The organism is Xanthomonas graminis pv. graminis (assembly GCF_030168915.1).
GTDB classification, from domain to species: Bacteria; Pseudomonadota; Gammaproteobacteria; order Xanthomonadales; family Xanthomonadaceae; genus Xanthomonas_A; species Xanthomonas_A translucens.
This window is the reverse complement of record NZ_CP076255.1, coordinates 383,878-410,318: the sequence shown is the minus strand read 5'-3', so window position 1 is coordinate 410,318 and position 26,441 is coordinate 383,878. Positions and strand designations below refer to the sequence as shown.

The 26,441-nt window shown below is 66.2% G+C and carries 22 protein-coding genes, 1 tRNA gene and 2 pseudogenes; 13 read left to right on the top strand and 12 right to left on the bottom strand.

Annotated features, from left to right (window positions below):
* Window positions 1–155 precede the first annotated feature (155 nt).
* Window positions 156–1,115, top strand: coding sequence for an aldo/keto reductase (locus KHF85_RS01745; protein ID WP_284568283.1), 960 nt, complete (start codon window positions 156–158; stop codon window positions 1,113–1,115).
* On the top strand, window positions 1,112–2,158 hold the full coding sequence (locus KHF85_RS01740) for an NADP-dependent oxidoreductase (RefSeq protein ID WP_284568282.1): 1,047 nt from the start codon (window positions 1,112–1,114) through the stop codon (window positions 2,156–2,158). Before KHF85_RS01745 ends, KHF85_RS01740 begins: the two co-directional genes overlap by 4 nt.
* A gap of 74 nt (window positions 2,159–2,232) precedes the next feature.
* On the opposite strand, the gene pcaD is transcribed toward KHF85_RS01740, so the two are convergent.
* Window positions 2,233–3,012, bottom strand: a complete 780-nt coding sequence (pcaD, locus tag KHF85_RS01735) for a 3-oxoadipate enol-lactonase (RefSeq protein WP_284568281.1) — start codon at window positions 3,010–3,012, stop codon at window positions 2,233–2,235.
* A gap of 141 nt (window positions 3,013–3,153) precedes the next feature.
* Window positions 3,154–3,642, bottom strand: coding sequence for a nuclear transport factor 2 family protein (locus KHF85_RS01730; protein WP_284568280.1), 489 nt, complete (start codon window positions 3,640–3,642; stop codon window positions 3,154–3,156).
* 443 nt (window positions 3,643–4,085) lie between these two features.
* On the opposite strand from KHF85_RS01730, the gene KHF85_RS01725 reads away from it, so the two are divergent.
* Window positions 4,086–4,154, top strand: a tRNA-OTHER gene (locus KHF85_RS01725).
* Between the two features lie 394 nt (window positions 4,155–4,548).
* Window positions 4,549–4,866, top strand: coding sequence for a hypothetical protein (locus KHF85_RS01720; protein ID WP_284568279.1), 318 nt, complete (start codon window positions 4,549–4,551; stop codon window positions 4,864–4,866).
* 63 nt (window positions 4,867–4,929) lie between these two features.
* Here the strand turns inward: KHF85_RS01720 and KHF85_RS01715 are convergent, their stop codons facing one another.
* The 3 genes from KHF85_RS01715 to KHF85_RS01705 form a co-directional block, all read right to left on the bottom strand.
* A complete protein-coding gene (locus KHF85_RS01715) occupies window positions 4,930–6,027 on the bottom strand; it encodes a DUF3182 family protein (RefSeq protein ID WP_409976640.1) in 1,098 nt (365 codons plus the stop codon).
* 31 nt (window positions 6,028–6,058) lie between these two features.
* Entirely contained in the window at window positions 6,059–6,268 is a 210-nt protein-coding gene (locus KHF85_RS01710; protein ID WP_284568277.1) for a hypothetical protein, read from the bottom strand.
* Window positions 6,269–6,465: 197 nt separating this feature from the next.
* Window positions 6,466–6,885 carry a hypothetical protein gene (locus tag KHF85_RS01705; protein ID WP_053835059.1) on the bottom strand — a complete coding sequence of 140 codons (420 nt, stop codon included), beginning with the start codon at window positions 6,883–6,885 and terminating at the stop codon, window positions 6,466–6,468.
* Window positions 6,886–7,330: 445 nt separating this feature from the next.
* Here KHF85_RS01705 and KHF85_RS01700 point away from each other — a divergent pair, with 445 nt between their 5' ends.
* The 3 genes from KHF85_RS01700 to KHF85_RS01690 all read left to right on the top strand — a co-directional run bounded on the left by KHF85_RS01700 (window position 7,331) and on the right by KHF85_RS01690 (window position 10,595).
* A complete protein-coding gene (locus tag KHF85_RS01700) occupies window positions 7,331–8,953 on the top strand; it encodes a SulP family inorganic anion transporter (protein WP_284568276.1) in 1,623 nt (540 codons plus the stop codon).
* A 162-nt stretch (window positions 8,954–9,115) separates the two neighbouring features.
* Entirely contained in the window at window positions 9,116–9,679 is a 564-nt protein-coding gene (locus tag KHF85_RS01695; protein ID WP_284568275.1) for a cupin, read from the top strand.
* Between the two features lie 121 nt (window positions 9,680–9,800).
* Window positions 9,801–10,595 carry a DUF2884 family protein gene (locus KHF85_RS01690; protein WP_284568274.1) on the top strand — a complete coding sequence of 265 codons (795 nt, stop codon included), beginning with the start codon at window positions 9,801–9,803 and terminating at the stop codon, window positions 10,593–10,595.
* A gap of 233 nt (window positions 10,596–10,828) precedes the next feature.
* On the opposite strand, the gene KHF85_RS01685 is transcribed toward KHF85_RS01690, so the two are convergent.
* Complete coding sequence (locus KHF85_RS01685) at window positions 10,829–12,007, bottom strand: putative peptide maturation dehydrogenase (protein WP_284568273.1); 1,179 nt, start codon at window positions 12,005–12,007, stop codon at window positions 10,829–10,831.
* A 118-nt stretch (window positions 12,008–12,125) separates the two neighbouring features.
* Between KHF85_RS01685 and KHF85_RS20560 the strand changes: the two are divergent.
* Both KHF85_RS20560 and KHF85_RS01680 read left to right on the top strand, forming a co-directional pair.
* Window positions 12,126–12,266: pseudogene (locus KHF85_RS20560) on the top strand (NHLP-related RiPP peptide); the annotation flags it as partial.
* A gap of 149 nt (window positions 12,267–12,415) precedes the next feature.
* The gene (locus tag KHF85_RS01680) at window positions 12,416–13,372 is read left to right on the top strand and encodes an IS30 family transposase (RefSeq protein WP_009597007.1); all 957 of its coding nucleotides are present in this window, start codon (window positions 12,416–12,418) and stop codon (window positions 13,370–13,372) included.
* An 82-nt stretch (window positions 13,373–13,454) separates the two neighbouring features.
* Here KHF85_RS01680 and KHF85_RS01675 read toward each other — a convergent pair whose 3' ends face one another.
* The 6 genes and pseudogenes from KHF85_RS01675 to aceB all read right to left on the bottom strand — a co-directional run bounded on the left by KHF85_RS01675 (window position 13,455) and on the right by aceB (window position 21,574).
* On the bottom strand, window positions 13,455–14,261 hold the full coding sequence (locus KHF85_RS01675) for a hypothetical protein (protein ID WP_284568272.1): 807 nt from the start codon (window positions 14,259–14,261) through the stop codon (window positions 13,455–13,457).
* Between the two features lie 162 nt (window positions 14,262–14,423).
* The gene (locus tag KHF85_RS01670; RefSeq protein WP_009597007.1) at window positions 14,424–15,380 is read right to left on the bottom strand and encodes an IS30 family transposase; all 957 of its coding nucleotides are present in this window, start codon (window positions 15,378–15,380) and stop codon (window positions 14,424–14,426) included.
* Between the two features lie 85 nt (window positions 15,381–15,465).
* Window positions 15,466–17,148 (bottom strand): annotated as a pseudogene (locus tag KHF85_RS01665) (putative peptide modification system cyclase); the annotation flags it as partial.
* A gap of 23 nt (window positions 17,149–17,171) precedes the next feature.
* The gene (locus KHF85_RS01660) at window positions 17,172–18,218 is read right to left on the bottom strand and encodes a GGDEF domain-containing protein (RefSeq protein ID WP_284568271.1); all 1,047 of its coding nucleotides are present in this window, start codon (window positions 18,216–18,218) and stop codon (window positions 17,172–17,174) included.
* 273 nt (window positions 18,219–18,491) lie between these two features.
* Window positions 18,492–19,787, bottom strand: a complete 1,296-nt coding sequence (gene aceA / locus KHF85_RS01655; protein WP_284568270.1) for an isocitrate lyase — start codon at window positions 19,785–19,787, stop codon at window positions 18,492–18,494.
* 143 nt (window positions 19,788–19,930) lie between these two features.
* On the bottom strand, window positions 19,931–21,574 hold the full coding sequence (gene aceB, locus KHF85_RS01650; RefSeq protein ID WP_284568269.1) for a malate synthase A: 1,644 nt from the start codon (window positions 21,572–21,574) through the stop codon (window positions 19,931–19,933).
* 108 nt (window positions 21,575–21,682) lie between these two features.
* Here aceB and KHF85_RS01645 point away from each other — a divergent pair, with 108 nt between their 5' ends.
* The 4 genes from KHF85_RS01645 (at window position 21,683) to KHF85_RS01630 (ending at window position 26,389) form a co-directional block, all read left to right on the top strand.
* Window positions 21,683–22,651, top strand: a complete 969-nt coding sequence (locus KHF85_RS01645; protein ID WP_009573940.1) for a LysR family transcriptional regulator — start codon at window positions 21,683–21,685, stop codon at window positions 22,649–22,651.
* 372 nt (window positions 22,652–23,023) lie between these two features.
* Window positions 23,024–25,156 (top strand): type III secretion system effector XopN, encoded by a 2,133-nt coding sequence (xopN, locus tag KHF85_RS01640; protein ID WP_284568268.1) that lies wholly within the window; start codon window positions 23,024–23,026, stop codon window positions 25,154–25,156.
* Window positions 25,157–25,245: 89 nt separating this feature from the next.
* Window positions 25,246–25,968, top strand: coding sequence for a helix-turn-helix domain-containing protein (locus KHF85_RS01635; RefSeq protein ID WP_284568267.1), 723 nt, complete (start codon window positions 25,246–25,248; stop codon window positions 25,966–25,968).
* Between the two features lie 70 nt (window positions 25,969–26,038).
* Complete coding sequence (locus KHF85_RS01630) at window positions 26,039–26,389, top strand: VOC family protein (protein ID WP_284568266.1); 351 nt, start codon at window positions 26,039–26,041, stop codon at window positions 26,387–26,389.
* Window positions 26,390–26,441 lie beyond the last annotated feature (52 nt).

Sequence of the window (26,441 nt, the reverse complement as noted above, 5' to 3'; positions counted from 1 at the left end):
GTGATGCGAGCCTATCACGCATGCGCGCACGCCCGAATGTTGTCTACGCGTTAGCGCGAATCACGCAAACGGAACGCTGTTTTCGCGACCATCGCCCCGATACCGAAACCTTGGACGACTATCCTGTCGCCCTTCCCCACAGCGGAGCGTTCCCCATGCTGCACACGCGCGAACTCGGCCGTTCCGGCCTGCACGCGGCGCCGCTCGCCTTCGGCGGCAATGTGTTCGGCTGGAGCGCCGACACCAAGACTTCCTTCGCCTTGCTCGACGCCTTCGTCGAAGCGGGCTTCAACCTGATCGACACCGCAGACGTGTACGCGGCCTGGGTGCCCGGCAACCGCGGCGGCGAGTCGGAAACCATCATCGGCCAGTGGCTCAAGCGCAGCGGCAAGCGCGACAAGGTGCTGATCGCGACCAAGGTCGGCAAATGGGCCGAGCGCCCGGGCCTGTCCGCCGACAATATCGCCGCGGCGGTGGACGAATCGCTGCAGCGCCTGCAGACCGACGTGATCGATCTGTACCAGGCGCACGAGGACGACGAGTCGGTGCCGCTGGAAGCCTCGCTGGCCGCGTTCGGGCGGCTGATCGAGCAAGGCAAGGTGCGCGCGATCGGCGCTTCCAACTACAGCGCCGAACGCCTGGCCGAAGCGCTGAAGGTGTCCGCGCAATATGGTTTGCCGCGCTACGAGACCTTGCAGCCCGAGTACAACCTGTACGACCGCGCCGGCTACGAAGCCGGCCTGGAACCGCTGGTGCGCGAGCAGGGCCTGGGCACGCTGTGCTACTACGCGCTGGCCCGCGGCTTCCTCAGCGGCAAGTACCGCAGTCCCGCCGATGCGGCGAAGAGCCAGGCGCGCGGCGACAGCGTGATCGCGCGTTACCTCAACGCGCGCGGCCTGCGCATCCTGGCCGCACTCGACGACATCGCCGGCAAGCATTCGGCCACGCCCACCCAAGTGGCCCTGGCGTGGCTGATCGCGCGTCCCGGCATCGCCGCGCCGATCGCCAGCGCCACCAGCCTCGAACAGTTGCAGCAGTTGCTGGCCGCCGCGCGCCTGGCGCTGTCGGCCGACGATCTTGCGCAACTGGATTCCGCCAGCAAGGAAACCGTATGAGCACCGCTGCCCACACCACCCGCGTGGTCCTCGCCTCGCGTCCGCAAGGCGCGCCGACCGCGCAGAATTTCCGCATCGAACAGGCGCCGCTGGCCGCGCCCGGTCCCGGCCAGGTGCTGTTGCGCAATCGCTGGCTGTCGCTGGATCCGTACATGCGCGGGCGCATGAGCGATGCACCCTCGTATGCGCCGCCAGTGCAGCTGGGCGAAGTGATGGTTGGCAGCACCGTCGCCGAAGTGCTGGAATCGCACCATCCCGACCTCAAGCCCGGCGACCTGGTGCTGGTGCAGAGCGGCGGTTGGCAGACGCATCTCGTCGCCGATGGCGCCGGCCTGCGGCGCAAGCTCGATCCGCAGTCGCCGTTGCCGCCGAGCACCGCGCTCGGCGTGTACGGCATGCCCGGTTTCACCGCCTATGCCGGCCTGCATGAGATCGGCAAGCCGCAGAGCGGCGAAACCGTGGCGGTCGCCGCCGCCACCGGCCCGGTCGGCGCCAGCGTGGCGCAGATCGCCCGGTTGCGCGGCGCCAAGGTCATCGCCATCGCCGGCGGCGCCGACAAATGCCGCTACCTGCGCGAGGAACTCGGCGTGGACGTGGCGCTGGACCATCGCGCCACGGATTTCGCCGAGCAATTGCGTGCCGCGGCGAAGGACGGCATCGACGTCTATTTCGAGAACGTCGGCGGCCACGTCTTCGACGCGGTGCTGCCGCTGCTCAACGATTTCGCGCGGGTGCCGGTGTGCGGCACCATCGCCACCTACAACAGCAAGGGCGACTTGCCGCCCGGGCCGGACCGCCTGCCGGCGCTGATGGGCCAGGTGCTGCGCCAGCGGCTGACCGTGCGCGGCTTCATCGTCGGCGATTTCGTCAAGCTCTATCCCGAATTCCTGCGCGAGATGGGCGCATGGCTGGCCGACGGCCGCGTGCGCTACCGCGAGCATGTCGTGCACGGGCTGGAGAACGCGCCGCAGGCCTTCATCGACATGCTCGGCGGCGGCAACTTCGGCAAGCTGGTGGTGCAGCTGGACGAGCGCGGGGACTAGGATTCGGGATTGGCGAACCTGCGCTGCGCGGTCGCGGCCACGCGGCGACTGTCTCTGCGGCACGGCCGCACCGGCTATTGCAACAGGAAGCGCAGCAGCGCGTCGTTGAAGGCGTACGGCGATTCCACATTGCACAGATGCCGGCCATGCACCTGGGCGAAGCTGCCGCGCGCCGCCTGCGCGGCGATCGCCTGCAGATCGGCTGGCGGGCAGACGGGATCGTCGTGCCCGGCCAGCGCCAGCAGCGGCGTGGCGATCTCGCCCAGGACGCCACGGAAGTCGGCGCTGGCCAGCGCCTCGCAGCAGGCCGCATAGGCCTGCGCATCGGTGCTCAGGAAGCTCGCCAGGATCGCCTCGACCGTCGCCGGCTGCATCTCGACGAAGGCCGGGGTGAACCAGCGCTCACGGGTGCCGGCGAGCAACGGCGCCAGTCCGTCGGCCTGCACCTGCGCGATGCGCGCCTGCCAGCCTTCCTCGGTGCCGATCCTGGCCGCGGTCGCGCACACGGTGAGCGTATGCAGGCGCGCGCCGGCGTGGATGCCCAGCCACTGCCCGGTCAGCCCGCCGATCGACAGCCCGCAGAAATGGGTGCGCTCCACCGACAGTGCATCGAGCAATGCCAGTACATCGCCGGCCAGGTCCTCGAGCCGATACGGTCCCGGCGCCGCGCTCGAGGCGCCGTGGCCGCGGCGGTCGTAGCGCAGCACCCGGTAGTACGGTGCCAACGCGTCGATCTGCGCGTCCCACATGTGCAGATCGGTGCCGAGCGAATTGCAGAAGGTCAGCCATGGACGGCCTTCGCTGCCGTCGATGCGGTAATGCAGGCGATGCGTCGGAAGTTCGAGCAAGGGCATGGCGGGCGATGTCGGCTAGGGAGGGAGCCGCACGCGACCAGCGGCCGCGATCGGCGTCTGCAAGTCTAGCCTCCCCGTGCCCAGCCGGCATATCGAGCCGACTGCAGGCCGCAGCGCCGCTACGGCCCGCCCCGGCCTGGGTCATTTGGTCGCAGCATCCCAATGCTCCTGGAGCTTGCCGTTCTGGATGCGGAACATGTCGAACCAGGTGGTGGTGTAGGTCTTGGTCGCGTCCTTGGGATCGGGCAGCGTGCGTACCGACACCAGGGTCACGTAGTCGCCCTCGGCGAGAATCGCCACCAGCGGCAATTGCACGCGCGGCTTGATCGGCTGCGGTTTGACGAATGCGGTCAGGAACTGCAGGAACGCATCGCGGCCATTGGCGACGGTTGGATTGTGCTGGATATAGTCCTCGGCCATGTACATCGGCGCGTACTCGGTGTGCCCGGCTTCGAACACGATGCGCCAGAAGTCGTAGACCAGGCGCTTGTTCGCCGTGGTCCGCGCATCCGATCCCTGCAGCAGCTGCTGGTGGTTGGCATTGGCGGTGACAGCGGTTTGCGCGAACGCGCAGGCGGCCGGGAACGCGAGCAGCAAGGCGAGCAGAGACGCATACAGACGAATTTTCATTTCGATGACTCCATGGGGGAAATGGCTTGATCGCAGCTTCCATCCGGTGGCCAAAAGGTAAGTGACTGGCGGCTGGAGGACGCACCGCGAGCCTAACAGTGCGCATGGCGCCAGGTCGGCCATCAGCACTGGAAAATCGAGCGATTTGCCGATGAATTTTTCCGCTCTGCGGAGCCGGCCACAGTAACCAAAACACCAGAATTGAAAACGGATATTGACCAATCCGTTGCTGCACGGACACAGGGAAGTGTTGCTGGCGAGGCGCGCAAGCGCTGCGTCCAGGCGGGCGGCCGCAAGCGGTTCGACGCAAAAATTGCCGTCTGGAAAGAAGCGGCAATCGGGAACCTGCGTGTAATCGATGCTGGCGGCCGGGACGATATTCCTATCCGGCGCGCACGGCGCTGCCGTCGCATCTGCCTGCGTCCTGGATGTGCCGTTTCCAGCCGGCGTTAGCGCGGAGGTGGAGCGGTGGCCTTGCCCACTGGTCGCCGGTTCGATTCCGGCACGTCGTGCAACGCATGCGCCGCGGCCGCCGCAGCGACGCCGTGCGCGTACCTGCAGCGGTTTTTGCAGCGTTCTGTGCCGCGTTGCCGCGCCCATGGCGCGCGCAGCACGGCGTCAGCGAGCGCGGCCTGATGGATCGCAACCGGCGTTTCGAGCGTGTGCTCGCGCACGGCGTCTACCGCCTGTTCGACGTGGCGTCGGAGATGCGGCGGCCGTCTTCGATGATCTGCACGCGCTGCAGGCCGATCCCGGCGTGCCATCGGCGGCGGCCAGACCCCTGTCCGCTCATCTCGCTGATCGGTTCAGCGATTGGCGCGCGATGTCGTCGTGCAGGCGCAAATCGCGGGAAATATCCGCTAGGATCGCAGCGACAGGGGGGTAGCTTCGAGAGGAGTCCTACCCATGCAGACCGCTTCCGCTCTCGCTCGTCCTGCCCATGCTCGGCGCACCGTCGATCTGGAGGCCGAAATGACCTACTGGCGGCAGGCGCATGCCAATGGCCGCCTCGGTCACCATGGTTTCTCCGACTACGCCTCGCTGCTGAAGATGGGCTACGACGTCTATCTGGCCTATCCGCGCGCCACCGAGGCGCAGCTGTATCGCGTGCTGCAAGAGTCCTATCGCCACCTGGCGCCGTCGCTGTCGGTGCCGTGGGACGAAGCGCGCTGGCTGGTCCGCCATGCCTGGCACCATCTGCAGCAATCCGGTCGCAGCCACTGACGCCGGGCGCGGCAGGCCTGGGACAGGGCATCGCACTGCGGACTGCAGCGCGATGCGCCCTGATCACACACATCTGTCATTGCGCCACGGCAGCGGTTCACCGTGACGGCATGCGCGCGGATCCTCGCCGGTGTAGTAGACCTCGGCATCGGCCGGCAGCGCCGCTGCGCCGTAGCGCTCGACGGTAGCCGCGACCACCGCGTGCAACGCCGGTTCGCGCTGGAAGGCGGCGACCGCGGCCAGCTCCGCCGGCGTGGCACCGCCGATGCGCCAGGACTGCTCGAGCACGCCGCACAGGCGCGTGCCGTCCTGGGTGATGCCGTCGATCACGTCGTAGTTGCGGCGCGATGCGTAGAAACCGGGATAGGCCGCGGCGACGCAGCGATCGTAATGGCGCGCCTTCAACACCGCCTCGCGCTGTTGCGATGGCAACGTGCGTTCGAGCAGCGCGTCCAGGGTGCCGCGGATCACGAACAGTTGCGAGCCGCCGTAGGTCTCGCGGCCAGCGCCGTCCGCGGTGACCGATTGCGTGCCGTAGTAGGCGATGGTCATGCCGGCGCAGTCCACTTCGCCGACGCTGAAGGTCGTCGAGCGGTCCAGTTGCCGCTCCAGCACCACGCCCTGCTGCGCCAGATCCGCCGACGCCAACGCGTCCAGCGCGGTATCCAATGCGAGCGCGTCGTGCAGCAACAGCTGGCCCTGCCCGGCGATGCCATGCGGCAACTTCAAGCGCACCTGGCCGCCGCCGCACAGGCGCGCATAGGCCACGCGCGCGTCGGCTGCCGAGAAGGCGGTGTAGCCGGGCACCGTCGCCGCGCCCAATGCGCCGCCGAGCGCATGGTTCCAGCCCTGCGGCGCAGCCGCGCCGGGATCGACCAGCGGATGGCTGATCGCCTTGGTGGCGACGAACGCATGCGGCACCACGCCACCGAGCAGGTCGGCCGCCGCGCGCACACCCAACTGCTGCGCCTGTGCGGCGGTCAAGGTGTCGTCCGGCACATGGAAACCGTTCTGTGCCGCGCCCGCATCCTGCAACGGCAGCCGCATCAGCCGCGCCACTTCGGCGGCGATCCAGGCGTGCGTGGCGACCTCATGCCCGCCGGGCGGATGCATGCGTACGCTGCAGCGACGGACATGGTCGTATGCGCCAGATGGCACCATGCGCGGCTCTCTACGCAAAGAGGACAGGAGGTCAAGCACGGGCATCCCCGTACAGCAGCAGACCCAGCCCCATCCCGAGCAACGCCAGCACGGCAAGCAGCAGCCAGCGCGGCACAGAAGCGCGCCATTGTTGCCACCAGGCCCGCGCTTCGGATGTGCCCACCGGCGCGGCGGCGGGCGGACGCGAGCGGCACGGCGGCGAAGCGGACGGCGGCGCGGAATGGCGGGAGGGGACGACCATAGGCCCAGGCTGTCCGCCACCGCGTTGCGGATGGGTGAACGCGGCGTGCCGGGCGCGTCAGCGACGCGGCGGCAACGAGGCGGATACCGCGGCGCGGCGGCGCCGAAATGCAGCCTCCGTTATCGCCGGGCATGTTGGACATCTGGGTGCCGTAGGCCACCCGCCTACGCCCGCACCGCAGATTCTTGGGCGTCGGCTCAGGCCGACAACCAGCGCGCAGCCACCTGCGCATCGATCCGGTGCTTGCCGGCCAGTGCCTGCATGCCCTGCAGCGTGGCCTGCACCGCGCTGGCATAGCCGCTACGCCATAGCTCGGCACGCGACTGGCGCGAGGATGCCTCGGCCAGCGCCAGCGCGAAGGCCTGCACACGCGGATCGGCCAGCGTGGCACGGTCCAGGAACGATTGCTCCGGTGCGATCACATCCACCGGCGCCAGCCAGGCATCGGCGACCAGTTCGGCCACGCCGACCCGGTGCGACAGCTGATGCATCGCGCTCAGGGTCTCGTGCAGCATCTCCAGATACGCCCACTGCCACAGCGCCGCCTTGCGTTGCGGATCGGCCTGGTCCAGCGCGGACAAGGCGGCGTCGACATGGTCGATGCGTGAGTCGTTCATTCGCTGGCGCTCCACGTCGCGCAATCTGATGGTCACATTCTGCGCGCAAAGAGTGAGGAGATGTGAGCCGCCGCCTCTCCGGCACTGGGACGGCGCGTTGCGTGGTTCTGCCTGGGCAGGCATCCCATCGGCTGGGGATGATCGTATCGGACGGCAGCGTATTTTTCGCCGCCTGCCCGCAGGCCGGCATGCAGCGCTGCAACCATCGCAGCACGCACAAGTGCGAAGCAGCGCAAGACCGACATGGGCGCAACTGTTTTATACTGGCGCGGCACGCAGCGCATCGCAGCGTGCGCTCTTCCGCTCCCCACACCACGCCATGACGCCACCCTGACACCCGCGCTGCGCTTTCCACGCTGTCCCCAAGCGGGACGCCCGGTGTGTTCTGGCTTTCCATTCGTGTAGCGCCGCCCTGCGACGGGCGCGGCGTCAGGAGCGTTTTCTCGTGACTCTCTATCCCCCGCTGCGCAAGCAATGGTTCGGCAACCTCCGTGGCGACGTGCTCGCCGGCCTGGTCGTGGCACTGGCGCTGATCCCCGAAGCCATCGCCTTCTCCATCATCGCCGGGGTCGATCCCAAGGTCGGGCTGTACGCCTCGTTCTGCATCTGCGTGGTGATCGCCTGCGTCGGCGGCCGCCCGGGCATGATCTCCGCCGCCACCGGCGCGATGGCGCTGCTGATGGTCGGCCTGGTGAAGGACCACGGCCTGCAGTACCTGCTGGCGGCGACGCTGCTGACCGGCGTGCTGCAGATCCTCGCCGGCGTTCTGAAGCTCGGTGCGCTGATGCGCTTCGTGTCGCGCTCGGTGATCACCGGTTTCGTCAACGCCTTGGCGATCCTGATCTTCATGGCGCAGCTGCCGGAACTGATCGGCGTGCCGGCGCTGGTGTATCCGCTGGTGGCGCTGGGCCTGCTGGTGATCTACGGCCTGCCGTGGCTGGCGCAGCGCACATTCGCCGGGCTGGGCCTGTGGCTGCTGGTGCTCGGCGCCGCGCTGACCGCGGGCAGCCTCGATCCGCGTGCGCTGTACGCGGTGGCCGCGATCGGTGCCGCCGCGCTGCTGCTCGGCCATCGCTGGACGCGCACGCTCGCATTGCCGCCGCCGCTGGTGGCGATCGTGCTGCTGACCGGCATGGCGCTGTACTTCGGCATCGCCGTGCCCACCGTCGGCGACAAGGGCCAGTTGCCCGACAGCCTGCCGACGTTCCTGCTGCCCGACGTGCCATGGACCCTGGACACGCTGAAGATCGTGTTCCCGGTGTCGGCGACGATGGCGGTGGTCGGCCTGCTCGAATCGATGATGACCGCGCAGATCGTCGACGACATGACCGACACCCCCAGCGACAAGAACCGCGAATGCATCGGCCAGGGCGCCGCCAACATCGCCAGCGGGCTGATCGGTGGCATGGCCGGCTGCGCAATGATCGGGCAGTCGGTGATCAACGTGAAATCCGGCGGCCGCGGCCGCCTGTCGGCGCTGGTCGCCGGCAGCGTGCTGCTGATGCTGGTGGTGTTCGCCGGCCCGTGGGTGCGGCAGATCCCGATGGCGGCGCTGGTGGCGGTGATGATCATGGTCTCGATCGGCACCTTCAGTTGGCGCTCGCTGGCGCAACTGCGCACGCATCCGAAGAGTTCCAGCCTGGTGATGCTCGCCACCGTGGCGGTGACCGTGGCCACCCACGACCTGGCGCGCGGCGTGCTGACCGGCGTGCTGCTGTCGGCGCTGTTCTTCGCGCGCAAGGTCGGGCGCATGCTGGACATCGCCAGGACCGAGGACGCCGATGGCGGCCATACCTACCGCATCGGCGGCCAGCTGTTCTTCGCCTCGGCCGGCAGCTTCGCCGCCGCGTTCGACTATGCGCACGCGCCGGCGCGGGTCACCCTCGACCTGTCGCAGGCGCATCTGTGGGACATCAGCGCCATCGGCGCGCTGGACAAGGTGGTGCTGAAGTTCCGCCGCCATGGCGCGCAGGTGCAGGTGATCGGACTGAATACGGCCAGCGCGGCCATGGTCGGGGACCTCGGCACGCATCATCGTGCCGACGCAGGTGCGGCACCGCTGCATTGAGGCGCACAGCGGTGGCGCTGGCGACACCGCCTGCGCTGCCGTGTACAGGTCAGCGGATGGCGTTCGTGTTCCCGCGCCGGTCGATGCGGGAGCACGTGCAGCGCAACGCTGTTGACGCCGCCGCAGCGCGCCCTGACGCCACGACCACGCGGCCTGGCTAGCATGATCCGCAACGGCGGCCGCCCGCTGCCTGCCACACCATGCTGCGAGGACGCGCCGATGCGCCTGGAACACTGGCTGCTGCCGCCGCACGATTGGGTCCCCAACCATCCTTTCCTGCCGGTCCTGCTGTACCGCCAGGCCGAACGCGATGGCGATGCCGCCGGCTTCGAACGCCGCTTCGCCGCCCACGGCTGGCCGCCGCACTGGCGCGATGGCATCTACGATGACCACCACGACCATTCCACTGCCCACGAGGTACTTGGCGTGGCCAGCGGCAGCGCGCGGCTGCTCATCGGCGGCCCAGGCGGCACCGAAGCCACGCTGGCGGCCGGCGACGCCTTGCTGCTGCCGGCCGGCAGCGGCCATTGCTGCATCGCCTCCAGCAGCGATTTCCTGGTGGTCGGCGCCTATCCCGCCGGGCAGGACTGGGACATCTGCCGGCAGGCGCCCAGCGCCGAAATGACCCGACGCATTGCCCAGCTACCATTCCCGCCCAGCGATCCCGTCGCCGGTGCGCAAGGCCCGCTTCTCCAGCACTGGAAGATGCCTGAGGATCCGCGCTAGATCCGCGCCGGCGCCCCGGCGTGTCGCAGTCCGGGCATGACTTCCAGCACCCTGACTTCCCGCAGACGACAGGGCGCGGCCCCGCACCGATGCTGCGGTCATCGTCAAAGGAACCGCCGCCATGCGCCTGCTGCTCTCCGTGTGCACGCTCTCCCTGCTCGGCGCCGCCGCCAGCGCCGCCGCCGGCCCGCAGTTCTCCTCGCAGCAATGCGGTTTCTCCACGCCCTACGACGTCATCGTCGATCGGACCGGCGTGGCCCTGAGGCGCAGCGCCGGCACCCCGAAGACCGTGTTCCTGCATGACGGCCGCCTGCAGGTGGATGGCGTCGCCCAGCCGCTCAGCAATGCCGATGCGCAGCGCGTGCGGCAGATGGAACAGGGCGCGCAGGCGCTGATGCCCGAAGTAGCCGGCATCGCCCGCGAAGTGGTCGGCATCACCTTCGATGCCTTCGGCGACGTGGTCGAAGCGATCACCGGCAATGCCGGCAAGGCGCGCAAGATCGAGCGGCACCGCGACGCCGCCCTCGCCCACCTGGATCGCACCCTCGGCAAAGGCCAATGGCAGAAGGAACCGTTCGACAAGGCATTCGAAGCCGACGTCAGCGCCGCCGCCGAGGAAATGGCCGGCGCACTGACCCGCGGGGTGATGTTCGCAGTGTTCACCGGCCGCGCCGATGCCATCGAGAAGCACACGGACGCGATGGAGAAGGACCTGGAGCGGCGCATGGAGGCGCGCGGCAAGGCGCTGGAAGCCAGGGCCAATGCGCTCTGCGTGCAGGTTGCCGCGCTGGATGCGTTGGAGCAGCAACTGGACTACCGGTTGCCTGGCGGCAAGCGGCTGGACTTGCTCGAACATGGCGAGAAGACGGCAACCTCGGCCACGCCCGGCGATTCGGCCGTGGCCGCGGCCAAATAGCCGCACAGCAAGACACACTGAGCGAGGGCGTGCTGCTGATGCTGTTGGTGTTCGCCGGCCCGTGGGTGCGGCAGCCTGACTGAGGCGCAAGCATCAGAATCGTTTGTCTCGACTCTGCGAAGACAATGATTCAGGAGACCTTTCGAAAATGATCCGATGTCGGCGCTACTGCCCTCATGCTCAGCAACGCTGCTACTACCCCTCGAATTTCATAACACGCTCTGGAACCGGGATTAATCAGGATTGTCGTTGATCCACACCTCGTTTGCCGGGTCGAATTCGCTAATCTCCATTTTTCCTGCACGCCAGCCAAAGCCACAGATCGCCACCACGCCCTGCTGCATCGGGTCCAAGGCAAATGCCTGCTCAACTTCCATTTCGTTGACGGCAGATGTCACGAACGCGCCCAGCCCGGCCTCGGTGGCACTCAGATACAGCATTTGGGAGATGTGCCCAATGTCCAGAACGCCCGCGCGGTATGCCTTTGCATGCAGCCGATACTTCCAGAAACTGCGCTGAAATCGCAACGCCAAAACGATAATAACCGGGGCGTCAGAGAACCAGTGCTGGCCTGCCAGTGCCGCTCTGGAAAATACTTCCAGCGGCTGTTTAGGCGACGGCAAAGGCTGCAGCGCGTGGTCGATGGGGTGATAGTGATACAGTCCTGGAGCCAATCCTTCAACCCGATTGGCGATCAGATACGCCTCAACCGGGTGTAGCCCTCCGCCAGAAGGGACATACTTCTTGAGAAATATCGTGTCCTCTTGTATCCGGACCTGTGCGTGAGCCATCAGTGCACGCTGCAGCATTCTTGCGAGCAGCGGCTGCGGCACAGACCGCTGAATATCGAAGTTGCGGCAGGTGGCACGCCGCGCGAGCAGGCCGTCGAGATCGTTTGCAGGCAAACGTGGCAGCGGTATTCGGCTTGGCGCATCGCCGCGCTCGCCGACTGCCGGCGGCGGCGCGCCCAACCTGGCTCGCAACTCGACAGCGGTCGTCATTTCGCTATCCGCCATGGCTACTACGCTATCCACCGCTTGCCAACGGCTATGGCGGTGCATCACTGCCGCCATGGGCCACCAGTGCCCGCTGCGCAGAGTGTCATCGTGCTGTCGGTACTCAGCACTCTCGACATCATCGCCGATCAGCAGACCTTGGCGCAGCAACCGCTTGACAGCCTCTTTCGGATAACCTTCCAATCGATCATCATCGATCCATTCGCCAGGACCCACTTCTCCCAGGATTTCGCGCTCGACCGCGCTGACCTCGACCTCGCCATCCAGATGTGCGGCCAGAGCCAGCCAGCGTCGTTTACGCGTTAGTCCGTCGCCCCCTACCAGCAGCGACTCGATATCTACAGAAACACTTTCACGACTTTCAAAGAAGACTATCGCACATCGACGTAACCGCATAATCCCTCAATATAGGACCAGCCAGGACAAAACTCAGAAATCCACAAATCCAATCTTGCAAAAACCGGCAGGAACCATCATATATCCGCAACACCAACGAACAAATCAGGGGATCCATATGAGCCAGAACGTCGAACACATTCCCTTTAGCGAAGAAGCCGCATTTAGCCTGATTGACAGGCTCTCCAGTGATGAAGATTTTCGCAATCTATTTGTCACCGATCCCGCAAAAGCACTTAGAGAAGCAGGAGTTCCTGAGCAAATCGTTCAAGCAACGGTAGGCGAAGGCAAATGTCTTGATGTCAAGCATCTTGCCCCGGCGGCTTCAACTCCGATTCGCAACACCAACGGTTGTGAAGTGGCCCGGCGACCTGACTTGAGCGACTTCACCGCCAAGTGGAGTTGCCCATGTCATCCAGCCGCCTGGACCAGGCCGAACGATACCGTTTGCATGCGTTATATGAAACCGGGATGTCGATGCGGGCCATCGCCGATGCGTTGGAGCGCGCGCCCAGCACGATCAGCCGCGAACTGCGCCGCAATCAGCACGCTCGGCACTATCTGCCAGATCACGCACAGCGCATCAGCGAGCATCGGCGCACGCAGGCCAGCCGGCGTCCACGCATCGACGCTGAGCGCATCGCACAGATCGAGGTCCTGCTGAGCGAGGACTTCAGCCCGGAACAGATTGCCGGTCGCACCGGCCTGGCCAGTCACGAATGGATCTATCGGCACATCTACGCTGACCACAAGCGCGGTGGCCAGTTGTTCACGCATCTACGCAAGCGCCGCCGCAAGCGCCGTCGGCGGGGCGTGCGCGATGGCCGCGGACAGCTGACACATCGGCGCAGCTGGACACAGCGCCCCAGCGTGGTGGAGCAGCGAAGCCGCATCGGCGACTGGGAGCTGGATACCCTCCGGGCCTCACACGGAAAGGCCGTGGTGGTCAGCATGACCGAACGCCGCAGTCGCCTGCATCTGCTGGCTTACTCGCCTGACGGCACCGCCGAGAACGTGCGCAACGCCATCGTCCAGCGCCTGGGCGGCCTAGGCCACACGGTGCACACCCTCACCGCCGACAACGGCAAGGAATTCGCCGATCATCGGCTCATTGCCGCCTGCTTGCAGAGCGACTTCTATTTTGCAGATCCGTACTGCGCATGGCAGCGAGGCAGCAACGAAAATGCCAACGGATTGACGCGCCAGTACTTGCCACGACACATCGATTTCAGCACCATCACCGATGCGCACCTGCGATGGATCGAACAGCGACTCTACAATCGTCCGCGCAAGATACTCGGATTCAAAACGCCCCTCGAAGTCTTCTCCGAGGAGGTCCTCAACAGCGTTGCGAATCGGAGTTGAATCCGCCCCCCAAAGAAGAGCTTGCTGCTGCAAAATCTCTTCTACTAGAATATCTCACTTCAAAATCAGCCTATCACGTCGTTCATTGCTTCGAATCCGGAAAGATAGATTCGACCCTTCGCAAAAAATAATCGGAAAGCCCGTCAAGAGGCCAGCCGCGGCGAAAACTCGACAGTGATTGCCGCGCCTGTTGCACATCACCCACAGCGACCCATGCCTGAGCAGAGCTCAGATAAGAAAGCGTGCAGTCGGCAATATTCATGCTCTGAAAAGCCTGACCTCCGAACGGCTCCGCGTAAGCGCGCCCGCGGTGACTGGCGATCCATCGATCCTGCTGCAACGCGCGCTCATATTGACCGGCGGCATAAAGCGCATCACGCAACGCAACGTGCGTCTGGAACGGTTCAGTGCCATCGATTCTAGAGGAAAGATCCGCAACAGCCTGATCCGGCTCACCCGTCAGTCGCAACTTTTCCGCTTGCGCAATCGCGACAAACTGATGCACAACAGGGTTGCTCGACTTTACAGCGAAAGGCATCAACGACGCGACCATCCTATTGCTTGTGGCGACATTGCCCCTCCTTTGCACCAATCTGATGACTGCCAAGGCATTCACCAGCAAATCGTCACGATCACGCACATCGCCCGCGGCAACCTGCTGCATTATTTCGCTGAATAGACCATCCAGGCCTGTTACGTGCGGGGCGGCGGGATCGCTCAAAAAATCAACGGTACTGGCCATGACCCTCAGGGGATATTTGGGCATGGCGGCAGCACTTGAGGAATCGCTTACCGCTTGCGCCGCCAGCATCCTGGCATTTTTCAGATTGCCTTGATCCAATGTAATCGCCACCTTTTCGAACCCGTTGGTCAGACCATCCGCATCCATGCCTTTCGCAGACAGAGAATCCAGTACGAGCTTCGCATCGACAAAATTCCTGGCTGCAGCGAAAGCAGCCGCGTGATACCTGGTTTGCTTGTAGCCGCCGATATCCTCGGCTGTCGAGAATTCGGTGATGGCATCGGCATAACGCTCTTTCGCCAGGCGGATTCAACTCCGATTCGCAACGCTGTTGAGGACCTCCTCGGAGAAGACTTCGAGGGGCGTTTTGAATCCGAGTATCTTGCGCGGACGATTGTAGAGTCGCTGTTCGATCCATCGCAGGTGCGCATCGGTGATGGTGCTGAAATCGATGTGTCGTGGCAAGTACTGGCGCGTCAATCCGTTGGCATTTTCGTTGCTGCCTCGCTGCCATGCGCAGTACGGATCTGCAAAATAGAAGTCGCTCTGCAAGCAGGCGGCAATGAGCCGATGATCGGCGAATTCCTTGCCGTTGTCGGCGGTGAGGGTGTGCACCGTGTGGCCTAGGCCGCCCAGGCGCTGGACGATGGCGTTGCGCACGTTCTCGGCGGTGCCGTCAGGCGAGTAAGCCAGCAGATGCAGGCGACTGCGGCGTTCGGTCATGCTGACCACCACGGCCTTTCCGTGTGAGGCCCGGAGGGTATCCAGCTCCCAGTCGCCGATGCGGCTTCGCTGCTCCACCACGCTGGGGCGCTGTGTCCAGCTGCGCCGATGTGTCAGCTGTCCGCGGCCATCGCGCACGCCCCGCCGACGGCGCTTGCGGCGGCGCTTGCGTAGATGCGTGAACAACTGGCCACCGCGCTTGTGGTCAGCGTAGATGTGCCGATAGATCCATTCGTGACTGGCCAGGCCGGTGCGACCGGCAATCTGTTCCGGGCTGAAGTCCTCGCTCAGCAGGACCTCGATCTGTGCGATGCGCTCAGCGTCGATGCGTGGACGCCGGCTGGCCTGCGTGCGCCGATGCTCGCTGATGCGCTGTGCGTGATCTGGCAGATAGTGCCGAGCGTGCTGATTGCGGCGCAGTTCGCGGCTGATCGTGCTGGGCGCGCGCTCCAACGCATCGGCGATGGCCCGCATCGACATCCCGGTTTCATATAACGCATGCAAACGGTATCGTTCGGCCTGGTCCAGGCGGCTGGATGACATGGGCAACTCCACTTGGCGGTGAAGTCGCTCAAGTCAGGTCGCCGGGCCACTTCACAACCGTTGGTGTTGCGAATCGGAGTTGAAGCCGCCCCAGCAAAGAACGCCCTTTCAGTTCGAAAGCGACGTCCCGCAATGGATTTTGCTGAACTGAAAAACCGTCAGCGGCACTGAACGATGCATCGTAGCTTCCCGCATTGAATTGGTACCAGGCACTTTCTGCAATTCCTGCATAGAAGTCTGGATAGATGCCAGCCAATACCTTCCACTTGCCAGGGGCCACGCGCCAGCTGTCTTCCTGAAACTCCGCTTCCCACGCGTCCAGATAGAGTGCATCCCGCGGCGGCAAGTGATTGCGCAGCGATGCTGCCTTCAGCAGATAGGGTTTGGCTGCGACATTATCCGAGGAAGATACATAAACGCGCATGATACCCAGATAAGCAAGCGCAAAATCTTTATCTAATTCGACCGCTTTTTGGAAATATTGCAATGCATTCTTAGAATCGCGGCGCGTGTAGAAATTCGTAGCGATCGCATACGCCCTTAGGGCATCCAGGCTACTGGTCGTTACCTGAGGAAGCGGAGCAGAATTCCTGCTTATGCTGCCCATGGCCTCGCCAAGACTTTCACGCAAAGAAGCCGTGACTTGATCAACCGAACCAAGCACGGAACCGAGTCCCTTGCCATCGGAAGATTCTACGGCGACGGTGGTTTGTGTCCTTGGATCGACCACCTCTGCGCTCAAGCGGACGCGCCCGCCGATTTCTGCGACCGTCGGCAATATGACCGCGCGCGCGCCGTCGCGCATCGCAACCTCCGAAGCAATGATTCGATCGACCTTGGTGTGCTCCGGGTTGCGCCGCATTCTATTCAACGTATCGCGAACTTTAAGATCGCTCAGGACGTTTACATAACGCGATTGTTCCAGGCTGATCCGGAACGCCTGCTCCAGCGAATCGTCTAGTAACGTGTTACCAGTCAGATTCCGCAAATCCCCCACCACCACCCAGTCGCGCTCGGCGAAGGCAATGGCCGGCTGCGGGCGAGTGGCGAACCAGGCGCCGACCGCGATCGCGGCGATCAGGCCGACCTCGGCCAGCAGCGCCGCCGGCTGCCGCCACAGCGGGATGTCGCGCCACGCCTTCGGCGTCGGTTTCGGCGCGCGCAGGGGGGTGTTGCCGATCTCGCCGACTTCGTAGATTTCCTGCGCAGTCGGCACGCCCTTGAAGCGCCAGCGGCCGTGCGATTTCCACAGCAGGCGCTCGCCGCGCTCGCCCAGTTCGCGCGCGGCGCGGTGGGTCAGCGACTCGGCCACCGCCGACAGCAGGATCTGCCCGGGCCGGGCCAGGGTCATCAGCCGCGCGGCGGTCGGCTTGGCCAGGCCCTCCACTTCCAGCGGCTTGGCGCCGACCTGCACCGCGGCATCGCTGTTGCGCCAGGTCAGCACTTCGCCGACGTGCAGGCCGGCGCGCACGTTCAGTTGCAGCTTGCGCTGCGTGCCCAGCGCCTGCAGGCCGCGGCTGTAGTCCAGGGCGAACCCGAGGCCGTCGATCGGCCGCTCGAACAGCAACAGCAGGCCATCGGAACGGTCGATCAGGCGCCCGCGCCAGCGCTGCTGCAGTTCCAGCACCAGCGCGTCGTGCAGTTTGAACAGCTCGGCGGCGTTGGCGTCGCCGAGCCGCTCCACCAGCGCCATCGAATCGCACAGGTCGGTCAGCAGCAGGGTGCGTAGCTGCGGGACCTCGGGCCGGGGCGGGTGGACATCGTGCATGGCAACTCGAGGACGCGCGTGCGTCAGCAGGGCGCGGCGGCGCGGTCGTGCCAGTACAGGCGGTTGCCGCCGAGGCGCTTGGCCTCGTACAGCGCGGCGTCGGCGTTGGCGTACCAATCGTTCCAGTCGGACTGTGGATCGACCCGGCTGATGCCGATGCTGACCGAGCAGATATGCGGCGAGGGGTGCGGCACGCCGAGCAGGTTCTGCACGGTGGCGATCACGAACTCGCCGATGCGGCGCAGATCATCGGCGTTGCCGGTGGACACCAGCAGGCAGAATTCGTCCCCGCCGAGGCGGCAGGCGATGTCGTCCTGGCCGGCGACGGAGCGCAGGATGTTGGCGACGTTCTGCAGCACGCGGTCGCCGATCAGGTGGCCGTGCTGATCGTTGATGTGCTTGAAGCGGTCGCAGTCGATCAGCAGCAGGCCCGGCCCGGGCGAGCGGCCGTCGCGGCGGCATTCCTGCAGGCGCAGGATCAGGCCGCGGCGGTTGTGCAGGCCGGTCAATTCGTCGGTGCGCACCAGCTCTTCGGTCTGGGTGAGCTGGTGAGTGGTGGTGTAGAGGTTGTCCAGCGCCGCTTCCAGGTCGTGGTTGCGGCGGCGCAGCTGGCGGATCAGGGTCTGCTCGTTCATCACCACGCGCATGATGGTGCGGCGCAGGAAGTAGGCAACCACGCCCGGGTCGCGCTCCACCAGGCGCTGGAAGTCGTCGTGATCCAGTTCGACCAGCACGCCGTCGCTGGCGGCGATGGCGTCGGCGCTGCGCATGTGGCTGCCGATCAACAAGCCGAGCTCGCCGAAGAATTCGCCGTGCCCGAGATGCTTGACGACCAGGTCTTCGCCGAAATCCAGGTCGATCACGCCGCTGCCGATCACGAACATGGCGCTGCCGCCGTCGCCGCGCCGGAACAGCACGTCGCCGGCACGCACCGTGCGCGAACGGCCGAACTCGGAGAACAGACGCAGTTCCGCGGCGGTCAACACCGCCAGCTCATTGGGCTTGGGGGCAACCATACCCATCGTCGGAATTGTCTCGCGTGCATTGGACGCGGCGCTGTCGCAGCTCATCCAGCCCCCTAATGCTCTTGGCGTCGCCCGCCATCTTGTGCGAAGCATAGCATCCGGCAGCATGTTCACCGCGACATCACAGCAAATCTCACATCTGACGGAGACGGGAAAAGACCTGCAAGCGCGCATTGCCGCCGCGCGCCACGCTTTAGGCGTGGCGCGCGGCATCGGCGCCGGGACGCGCACCGCGGCGCGGGCAAAAAGAAACCCGGGCAAGCCCGGGCTCTTCCCCTCCCTTGGGGATCGGCAAGCCAACGGCCGCCTGGCTGCAGGTCAGGCGGCCTTTTCGCCGAGGAACTGCTCTTCTTCCGTCGAGCCCTTCAGTGCGGTGGTGGAGGACTGGCCCTGCTGGATCGCCTGGGTCACCGCATCGAAGTAGCCGGTGCCGACCTCGCGCTGGTGCTTGACCGCGGTGAAGCCGCGATCGGCGGCGGCGAACTCGGCTTCCTGCAACTCGACGAAGGCGCTCATCTGCCGGCGCGCGTAGCCGTGCGCCAGGTTGAACATCGAGTAGTTCAGCGCATGGAAGCCGGCCAGGGTGATGAACTGGAACTTGTAGCCGTAGCGGGCGATCTCCTGCTGGAACGTGGCGATGGTCGCATCGTCCAGGTTCTTCTTCCAGTTAAAGCTCGGCGAGCAGTTGTAGGCCAGCAGCTTGCCCGGGAACTTGGCGTGGATCGCCTCGGCGAACTGGCGTGCGAACGCCAGGTCCGGCTTGCCGGTCTCGCACCAGATCAGGTCCGCATACGGGGCGTAGGCCAGGCCGCGGCTGATCGCCTGGTCCAGGCCCTTGTTGGTCTTGAAGAAGCCTTCGACGGTGCGCTCGCCGGTGGTGAACGGGCGGTCGTTGGGGTCGATGTCGCTGGTCACCAGGTCGGCGGCTTCGGCGTCGGTACGCGCCACCAGCAGCGTCGGCACGCCCAGCACGTCGGCGGCCAGGCGCGCGGCGTTGAGCTTCTCGATCGCCTCGCGGGTCGGCACCAGCACCTTGCCGCCCATGTGCCCGCACTTCTTCACCGAGGCCAACTGGTCCTCGAAATGCACCCCGGCGGCGCCGGCCTCGATCATCGCCTTCATCAGCTCGAAGGCATTGAGCACGCCGCCGAAACCGGCCTCTGCATCGGCCACGATCGGCTGCAGGAAGTCGATCTCGTCCTTGCCCTCGGCATGGTGCAACTGGTCGGCGCGCAGCAGCGTGTTGTTGATGCGCTTGACCACCGCCGGCACCGAGTCGGCCGGGTACAGCGACTGGTCCGGATACATCTGCCCGGCCAGGTTGGCGTCGGCGGCGACCTGCCAGCCGGACAGGTAGATCGCGTTGAGCCCGGCCTTGACCTGCTGCATCGCCTGGTTGCCGGTCAGCGCGCCCAGCGCGTTGACGAAGTCCTTTTCGTGCAGGGACTTCCACAGTTTCTCGGCGCCGAGCCGGGCCAGCGAATGCTCCACGTGCACGGTGCCGCGCAGGCGCACCACGTCGGCGGCGGTGTAGTTGCGGGCGATCCCGGCCCAGCGCGGATCGGTGTCCCAGGCGTGCTGGATCTGTGCGGCGGTCTGCAACGTGGTGCTCATCTTGCGCTCTCCTCGGAATGGATACGGCGATGCAACGGTGGCGCGGTCTATCGGATGAAACGCGCGGAAGACACGGAAGACATCAGGCGCAAGGACATCGCGCTCACGATTCCCCATTCCCGATTCCCCACTCCCAGCCTCAATCAATCGATCATCTGATAAGCCGGCAAGGTCAAAAACTCGGCCAGCTCCTCGCTGCGGGTCAGGGTGTCGAGCAGCGCGATGGCGTCGTCCAGGCGGTTGCCGCCGGGCAGCAGCGCGCGCTCGCCCAGGCGTGCCGGCAGCTGGCGCATACAGGCGTCGAACAGCGCGAAATCGATCGCGGTGCCGTCGTCCAGATGCAGGCCGCCCACATGCAGCCACTGCCACAGCTGGCTGCGGCTGATCTCGGCGGTGGCCGCGTCTTCCATCAGGTGGTGGATCGGCACGCAGCCGTTGCCGTCCAGCCATGCGGCCAGGTAGCGCACGCACACTTCGATGTTGCCCTCGAAGCCGGCGCGGGTGATGCTGCCGGTGGATGGCGCGATCAGCGTGTCGCGGTCGGCCTGCACGTCCTCGCGGCGCACGTCGTGCTGGTTCGGCGCGCGCATGTGCTCGTCGAAGATGGCGCGGGCGATCGGGATCAGCGCCGGATGCGCGACCCAGGTGCCGTCGTGACCGGCGCTGACCTCGCGCAGCTTGTCCGCACGCACCCGTGCCATCGCCTGCTCGTTGGCGGCTTCGTCGTGGCCGATCGGAATCTGCGCGGCCATGCCGCCCATCGCATGCGCGCCGCGGCGGTGGCAGGTGCGGATCAGCAGTTCCGAATATGCCTTCAGGAACGGCTGGGTCATGGTCACCTGGCCGCGCTCGGGCAGCACCCGGTCGCGGTGGCGGCGGAATGTCTTCAGGTAGGAAAAGATGTAGTCCCAGCGGCCGCAGTTCAGGCCGACGATGCGCTCGCGCAGCGCATGCAGGATCTCGTCCATCTCGAACACCGCCGGCAGCGTCTCGATCAGCACGGTGACCTTGATCTGGCCCTGCGGCAGGCCCAGCATCGCCTCGATGTGCGACAGCGCGGCCTCCCACAGCGCGGCCTCTTCCATCGACTGCAGCTTGGGCAGGTACAGGTAGGGGCCGCGGTCCTTGGCCAGCAGCGCGCGGCCGTTGTGGAAGGCGAACAGCGCCGCGTCGAACAGGCCGCCGGCCAGCGCCTGGCCATCGACCAACACGTGCTTCTCGTCCAGGTGCCAGCCGCGCGGACGCACGATCAGCACCGCCTGCTCCTCAAAGGGCTTGAGCGCATAGCGCTTGCCCGGGCTGCCGTCGCGCGCCGGCGGCGCGCTGAAGCTCAGCGTGCCGGCCACCGCCTCGGCCAGCGCGCGCTGCCCCGCGACCAGGTTGCGCCAGGTCGGCGCGGTCGAGTCCTCGAAGTCGGCCATGTACACCTTGGCGCCGGAGTTCAGCGCGTTGATGACCATCTTCGGATCGGTCGGGCCGGTGATCTCGACGCGGCGGTCCTGCAGCGCGGCCGGCAGCGGCGCCACGCGCCAGTCGCCGGCGCGGATCGCCTGGGTGTCGGCGCGGAAATCCGGCAGCCCGCCGCCATCGAAATAGGCCTGGCGTTCGCGGCGCGCAGCCAGCCGCGCCTGCCGCTCGGGTTCGATCGCCCGGTGCAGCGACACCAGCAGGGCCAGCGCCGCTGGCGGCAGCAGGGCGTCCTGGCCGGCCTGCGCGGCGGTCAGGGTGATGCCGGGGGTGGAGCGCTCGGCGGACGGGGATGAAGCGGCGAAGGCGGCGGCGGACATGGTGGGGTTCCTCGATGTTTCCGGACTCTCACCGTGCTGCCGCAGCATGTATTTGACAATACAGTTTTATCAATGCATTAAATAAGCACATCTTATAGTTGTTACCTCATGGCCACGCGCGGCACCGCAACTCCGCGTTTTCCTTACAAATCCGACCGGCTGAAGCCGCTGCGCGCGTTCTGCCAAACGGTGCGCCTGGGCTCCGTCTCACGGGCCGCCGAGGCGCTGTTCGTCAGCCAGCCGGCGGTGACCCTGCAGTTGCAGGCGCTGGAGCGCGAACTGGGCGTGGTACTGCTGGAGCGCAGCGGGCGGCGCCTGATCCCCAGCCGCGAAGGCCAGCTGCTGTACGAAATGGCGCAGCCGCTGGTGGAAAGCCTGGACCGGCTGGAGGCCGACTTCCGCGAAAAGGCGCGTGGGCTGGATGCCGGCGAACTGAACATCGCCGCCAACAGTTCCACCATCCTGTATCTGCTGCCGAAGATCGTGGAGAACTTCCGCGCGCGCCACCCGGAGGTGCGCCTGACCCTGCACAACGCGATCAGCGCCGACGGCACCGAGCTGCTGCGCGAGGACGCGGTGGACCTGGCGGTCGGCTCGATGCTCGACGTGCCGGCCGACCTCAGCTACGCGCCGGTGTACCGCTTCGAACAATTGCTGATCGCTCCGCGCGACCATCCGCTGGCGAACATGCCCAAGCTGACCTTGCACGACCTGTCGCCGTATCCGCTGATCCTGCCGCCCAAGCGCCAGGTGACCTATCGCCTGGTCGACCTGGTGTTCCAGCAGGCGCGGGTGCCGTACACGGTGGCGCTGGAAGTGGGCGGCTGGGAGGTGATCAAGCAGTACGTGGCGATGGGCATGGGCATCTCCATCGTCAGCTCGATCTGCGTCACCGAGGCCGACCGCAGCAAGCTGATCACGCGCGCGCTGGGCGACTATTTCCCCACGCGCAGCTACGGCGTGGTGGTGCGCAAGGGCAAGTACCTGTCGCCGCAGGCGCGCGCCTTCATCGAACTGATCCAGCCGGACCTGTTCACCTCGCGCGGCTACGACGAAAGCGGGCCGTCGGAGCGCTAGGCACGCCTCCTCGTCCGTTGCGCGAGTCCCCGCGCATGGCACGCTGCCGCCACGCCGACATCGGCGCGTAACGCAAAATGGATCCGGTCAAATTGCGATAGGCAGCCGCCAGGCCTTCCGACGCACGCACATCACTTCGCACGGCGCGGCAAGGCGACGCTGGCCGGGTGCTCGAATGCAGCGTGCCATTGTATCTGCAGGCGACGAAGACTCCATGCGCTACGCACCGACGCTCGCAAATCGCCATCGAGCGCTGCCCCCACGGGGCGTAACACACGATACCTGGCATAAGCCCGGCTCGGGGGGGACCGTTTGCTTGCGATCCGTGTCCCGAGCCGCTGCCTTCGCCGCATAGCCAGGACATATGCCACCATGAAGTTATACCAACACCTCAACCTCACCGGCACGACCAATCCATCGGAAGCGTCCACAAGCTCCGCGCAATTGGAAATGCAGCCACACGCGCCACAGGCGCTGGCTCAGGCACAGCCGGAAAGCGGCACTGCCGCCCTGGCAGGCCTTTCGCGCAGCCCCAGCCAGCGTAGCGCGCGCAGCGTCGAGGCCACGGCCGCGGCAACCGCGCTTAGCTCTCCATCCGTCACCGCCGAGGCGACGGCTGCGCCAGCGCCCACGTCCATGTCGGCGACATTGCAACGGCTCCACACGCAGTTGCAGCAAGACAAGCAACGCCCGGTGGACAAGGACCTCGCCGCACAACTCATCAGCGCACTGCGGCCGCTGCGTTCCTCGGATGCGACAGCCGCCCCGCGCAACCTTGCGACCAGCGCGGAGTTGACCGCCCAGGTCAGCGAGCAGGATGTGATGCGCTGGTATCAGGCGCAAGGCCTGCAGGAATCCGATGTGCACACGCTGCGCCGCACCGCGTTGCTGTCGGGTATGCCCAATCCGTCCGGCAGCTTTCTCAACAATGCGATGCAGTACATCGCCTCGCCATGGATCAACTACGCCACCGGCAATCCCTGGGCGGGCGCGAGCTTCGGCTTCGCGACTGCGGCCATCGCCGCGCCGATGAATGCCGCCCAGCAGTCGGCCGTGGTCAGCCTGTGCGAATCGATCCGCGAACATGGCGGACATGTGATCGTGCCGGACAAGAGCCAGATCAACGACAAGCAGTGGTTGCCGGATCTAGCGATCAAATTGAGCGAAAAGCTGGCCGATTTCAGCACGTGCTACGACAATTTCAGCGCGGTGGTCAACGAGTACCCGGAACACGATGCGGGCGCGTTGGCCAACGATCCCGAGGTCGTGCAGGCGGCCCAGGCGCTGATGCACGCGGAGAGCGCCCTGCAAAAGACGCAAGGCGATTTCGTGATGACCCAGGGTGCGCACGATCGGCAATGGCTGGGCAATCGCTGGCAGTCGATACCGCGTACGTTGCGCTCGCCCCTTTCCAGTGCGCTGGGGCTGATCAGCAAGACCCCGGCGATACGCGCCCTGTCGCCGAGCGCACAGGCCGTCGCCTCGCTTGTGGTCACCGGCATGCAGCATGTGGCGGCGGGATTCGACGAACGCGCCAAGCAGGAGGCCAACAATAAGCTGAACTTGCTGCACGCCGATGTGTTCACGCCGGAAGGCGCGCAGAAGCTTGCACGCGGCGAGCCGCTTGGTGGCCAGGACATCGACGAGGGCAAGCTGCGCAAGCTGATCCAGTCGTCCACCCAGGCGCAGGTCAAGCGGGTGACCAGCGGCTTGACCGCCGTGCGCAAAGAACTCAGCCAAGCCCTGCAAAGCGCCGGGTCAGAAGCCGGGCACGAGGTCGATCTGGAGTTGGGCCACGGCAACAAGCCCGTGGCGTTGGTCGAACTGGAAAAGGACCTGGATTGTCTGCGCGAAGGCAGGTTGACCGACCTGGCGCACGACGGAGCCGCGGCGCGGCTGTTGGCCGGGTCGGCAACGTCGGTCCTTTCCGAGCAACTGGTCCGCGATATCGCCGCCAAGTACACGATGCGCGAATTCTCCGCGCAGACCGCCCAGCGCATTGGCCAGGCGTTCCATGGGATCGTCTTCGGCAGCGCGGCATCCTCGGTGATCGGCAAGCTGACCTCGGCCGCGCAGGGAGGCACGCGCAACGTCCCCATCCCGCAAGTGCTGGGCGTGGCCGCACTGTCCGGGGCGATGGCCGCAGTCGGTGCGCTGAACCAGCACGTGGCCATCAGCGTCAAGAACAATCGGCGCGAAGCCAGCCCGGATATCGGGCTGGGCAAGCAGATCACGCGCGGCATCATGGGCGGCGCGCAGGAAGCCATGGCGCAACACAGCGGCACCAGGACCAGCAAGGCCATCAACGCAAAGCTGGGAGACGCCGACGTGCACGCCATGCTGCAGAAGGCCAGGGAGGTGTGCCAGACGCACGGTGCTGGGCCGTCGAACCCGCTGACGCTGGACGAGGCGGTGCAGCAACTGCGGCCAGGGCAACGCGCTACGTCGCATTCGGGCGAGATCACGGTGCAGATCGAAGAGGACAAGCCAACGCCTCCGGCCTGAGCCCACGCCAGACGCGACGCAGGATGGATAGGCCGCGGTACGTGCTGCAGTAGACTGCCGCATCGCCGCCGGTCGATCCGATCACTGCCTTGCCAGCATCCTCCCGCTACGCCGAACTCGACGCGCCGCCGGCATTGCGCGATCGCCTGCGCTGCAGCTGGCGCTTTCGCCAGGGCACCGGCGAAGCGCAGCCGACGCAGGTGCTGCCCGATGGCTGTGTGGACCTGATCTGGGATGGCCGCGCGCTGTTCGTGGCCGGACCAGACCACTGCGCCAGCAGCGCGGCGCTGGCGCCGGGCAGCGTGCTGAGCGGCGTGCGCCTGGCCGCCGGCGCAGGCGCGCGCCTGCTCGGCGTTCCACTGCATGCGATCGCCGACCAACGCGTCGCGCTGGAGGCGCTGTGGGACGGCCGCGGCCGCGACTGGCAGGCGCGGCTCGAAGACGGCGCCGATCCACTGCCATTGCTGCACGCGTTGTGCGCCAGCCGCCCGCTGCAGACCGACCAGCCGATGGCCTGGCTATTCGCGCAACTGGCCGGCGACGATGCGCCGCGCATGGCCGAACTCACGCGCAGCCTGGGCATCAGCGAACGCACGCTGCGCCGCCGCTGCCAGGACGCGTTCGGCTACGGCGCCAAGACCCTGGAACGCATCCTGCGCCTGCAGCGCTTCCTGCGCATCGCCTGCGGCCACGCCACGCTGACCGCAGCGGCGCTGGAGGCCGGCTACGGCGACGCCCCGCACCTGGTCCGCGACAGCCGCCAGCTGACCGGCCTCAACCCGCGCGAACTGGTACGGCGGCACGCGCGCTGAGCTGGCCGTTTTCGCCAAGCCGGCGGCGGCGCGGCGGTGGAGACTGGCCACCCTTTTCACGGAGTCCACTATGCACCGCGCCGACCAGCAACACCGCATCGACTACCTGGAATTCGCCGTCGCCTCGATCGCCGCGGCCAAGGCCTTCTACGGCCAGGCCTTCGACTGGAGCTTCCAGGACTACGGCCCGGATTACTGCGAGTTCCGCGACGGCCGCCTCAGCGGCGGCTTCTTCCATGGCACCGCGCAGCCCGGCGGCGCGCTGGTGGTGGTGTACTCCACCGACCTGGCCCAGACCCAGGCGCGCATCGAAGCCGCCGGCGGCCGCATCGTCCGCCCGGCATTCGACTTCCCCGGCGGCCGCCGCTTCCATTTCGCCGACCGCGACGGCTATGAGTGGGCGGTGTGGTCGGAGGGGTGAGGCCCAGCTACGACTGCGCGCAGAGGGCGCTGCGCGTTTGCGGCACTGGCGC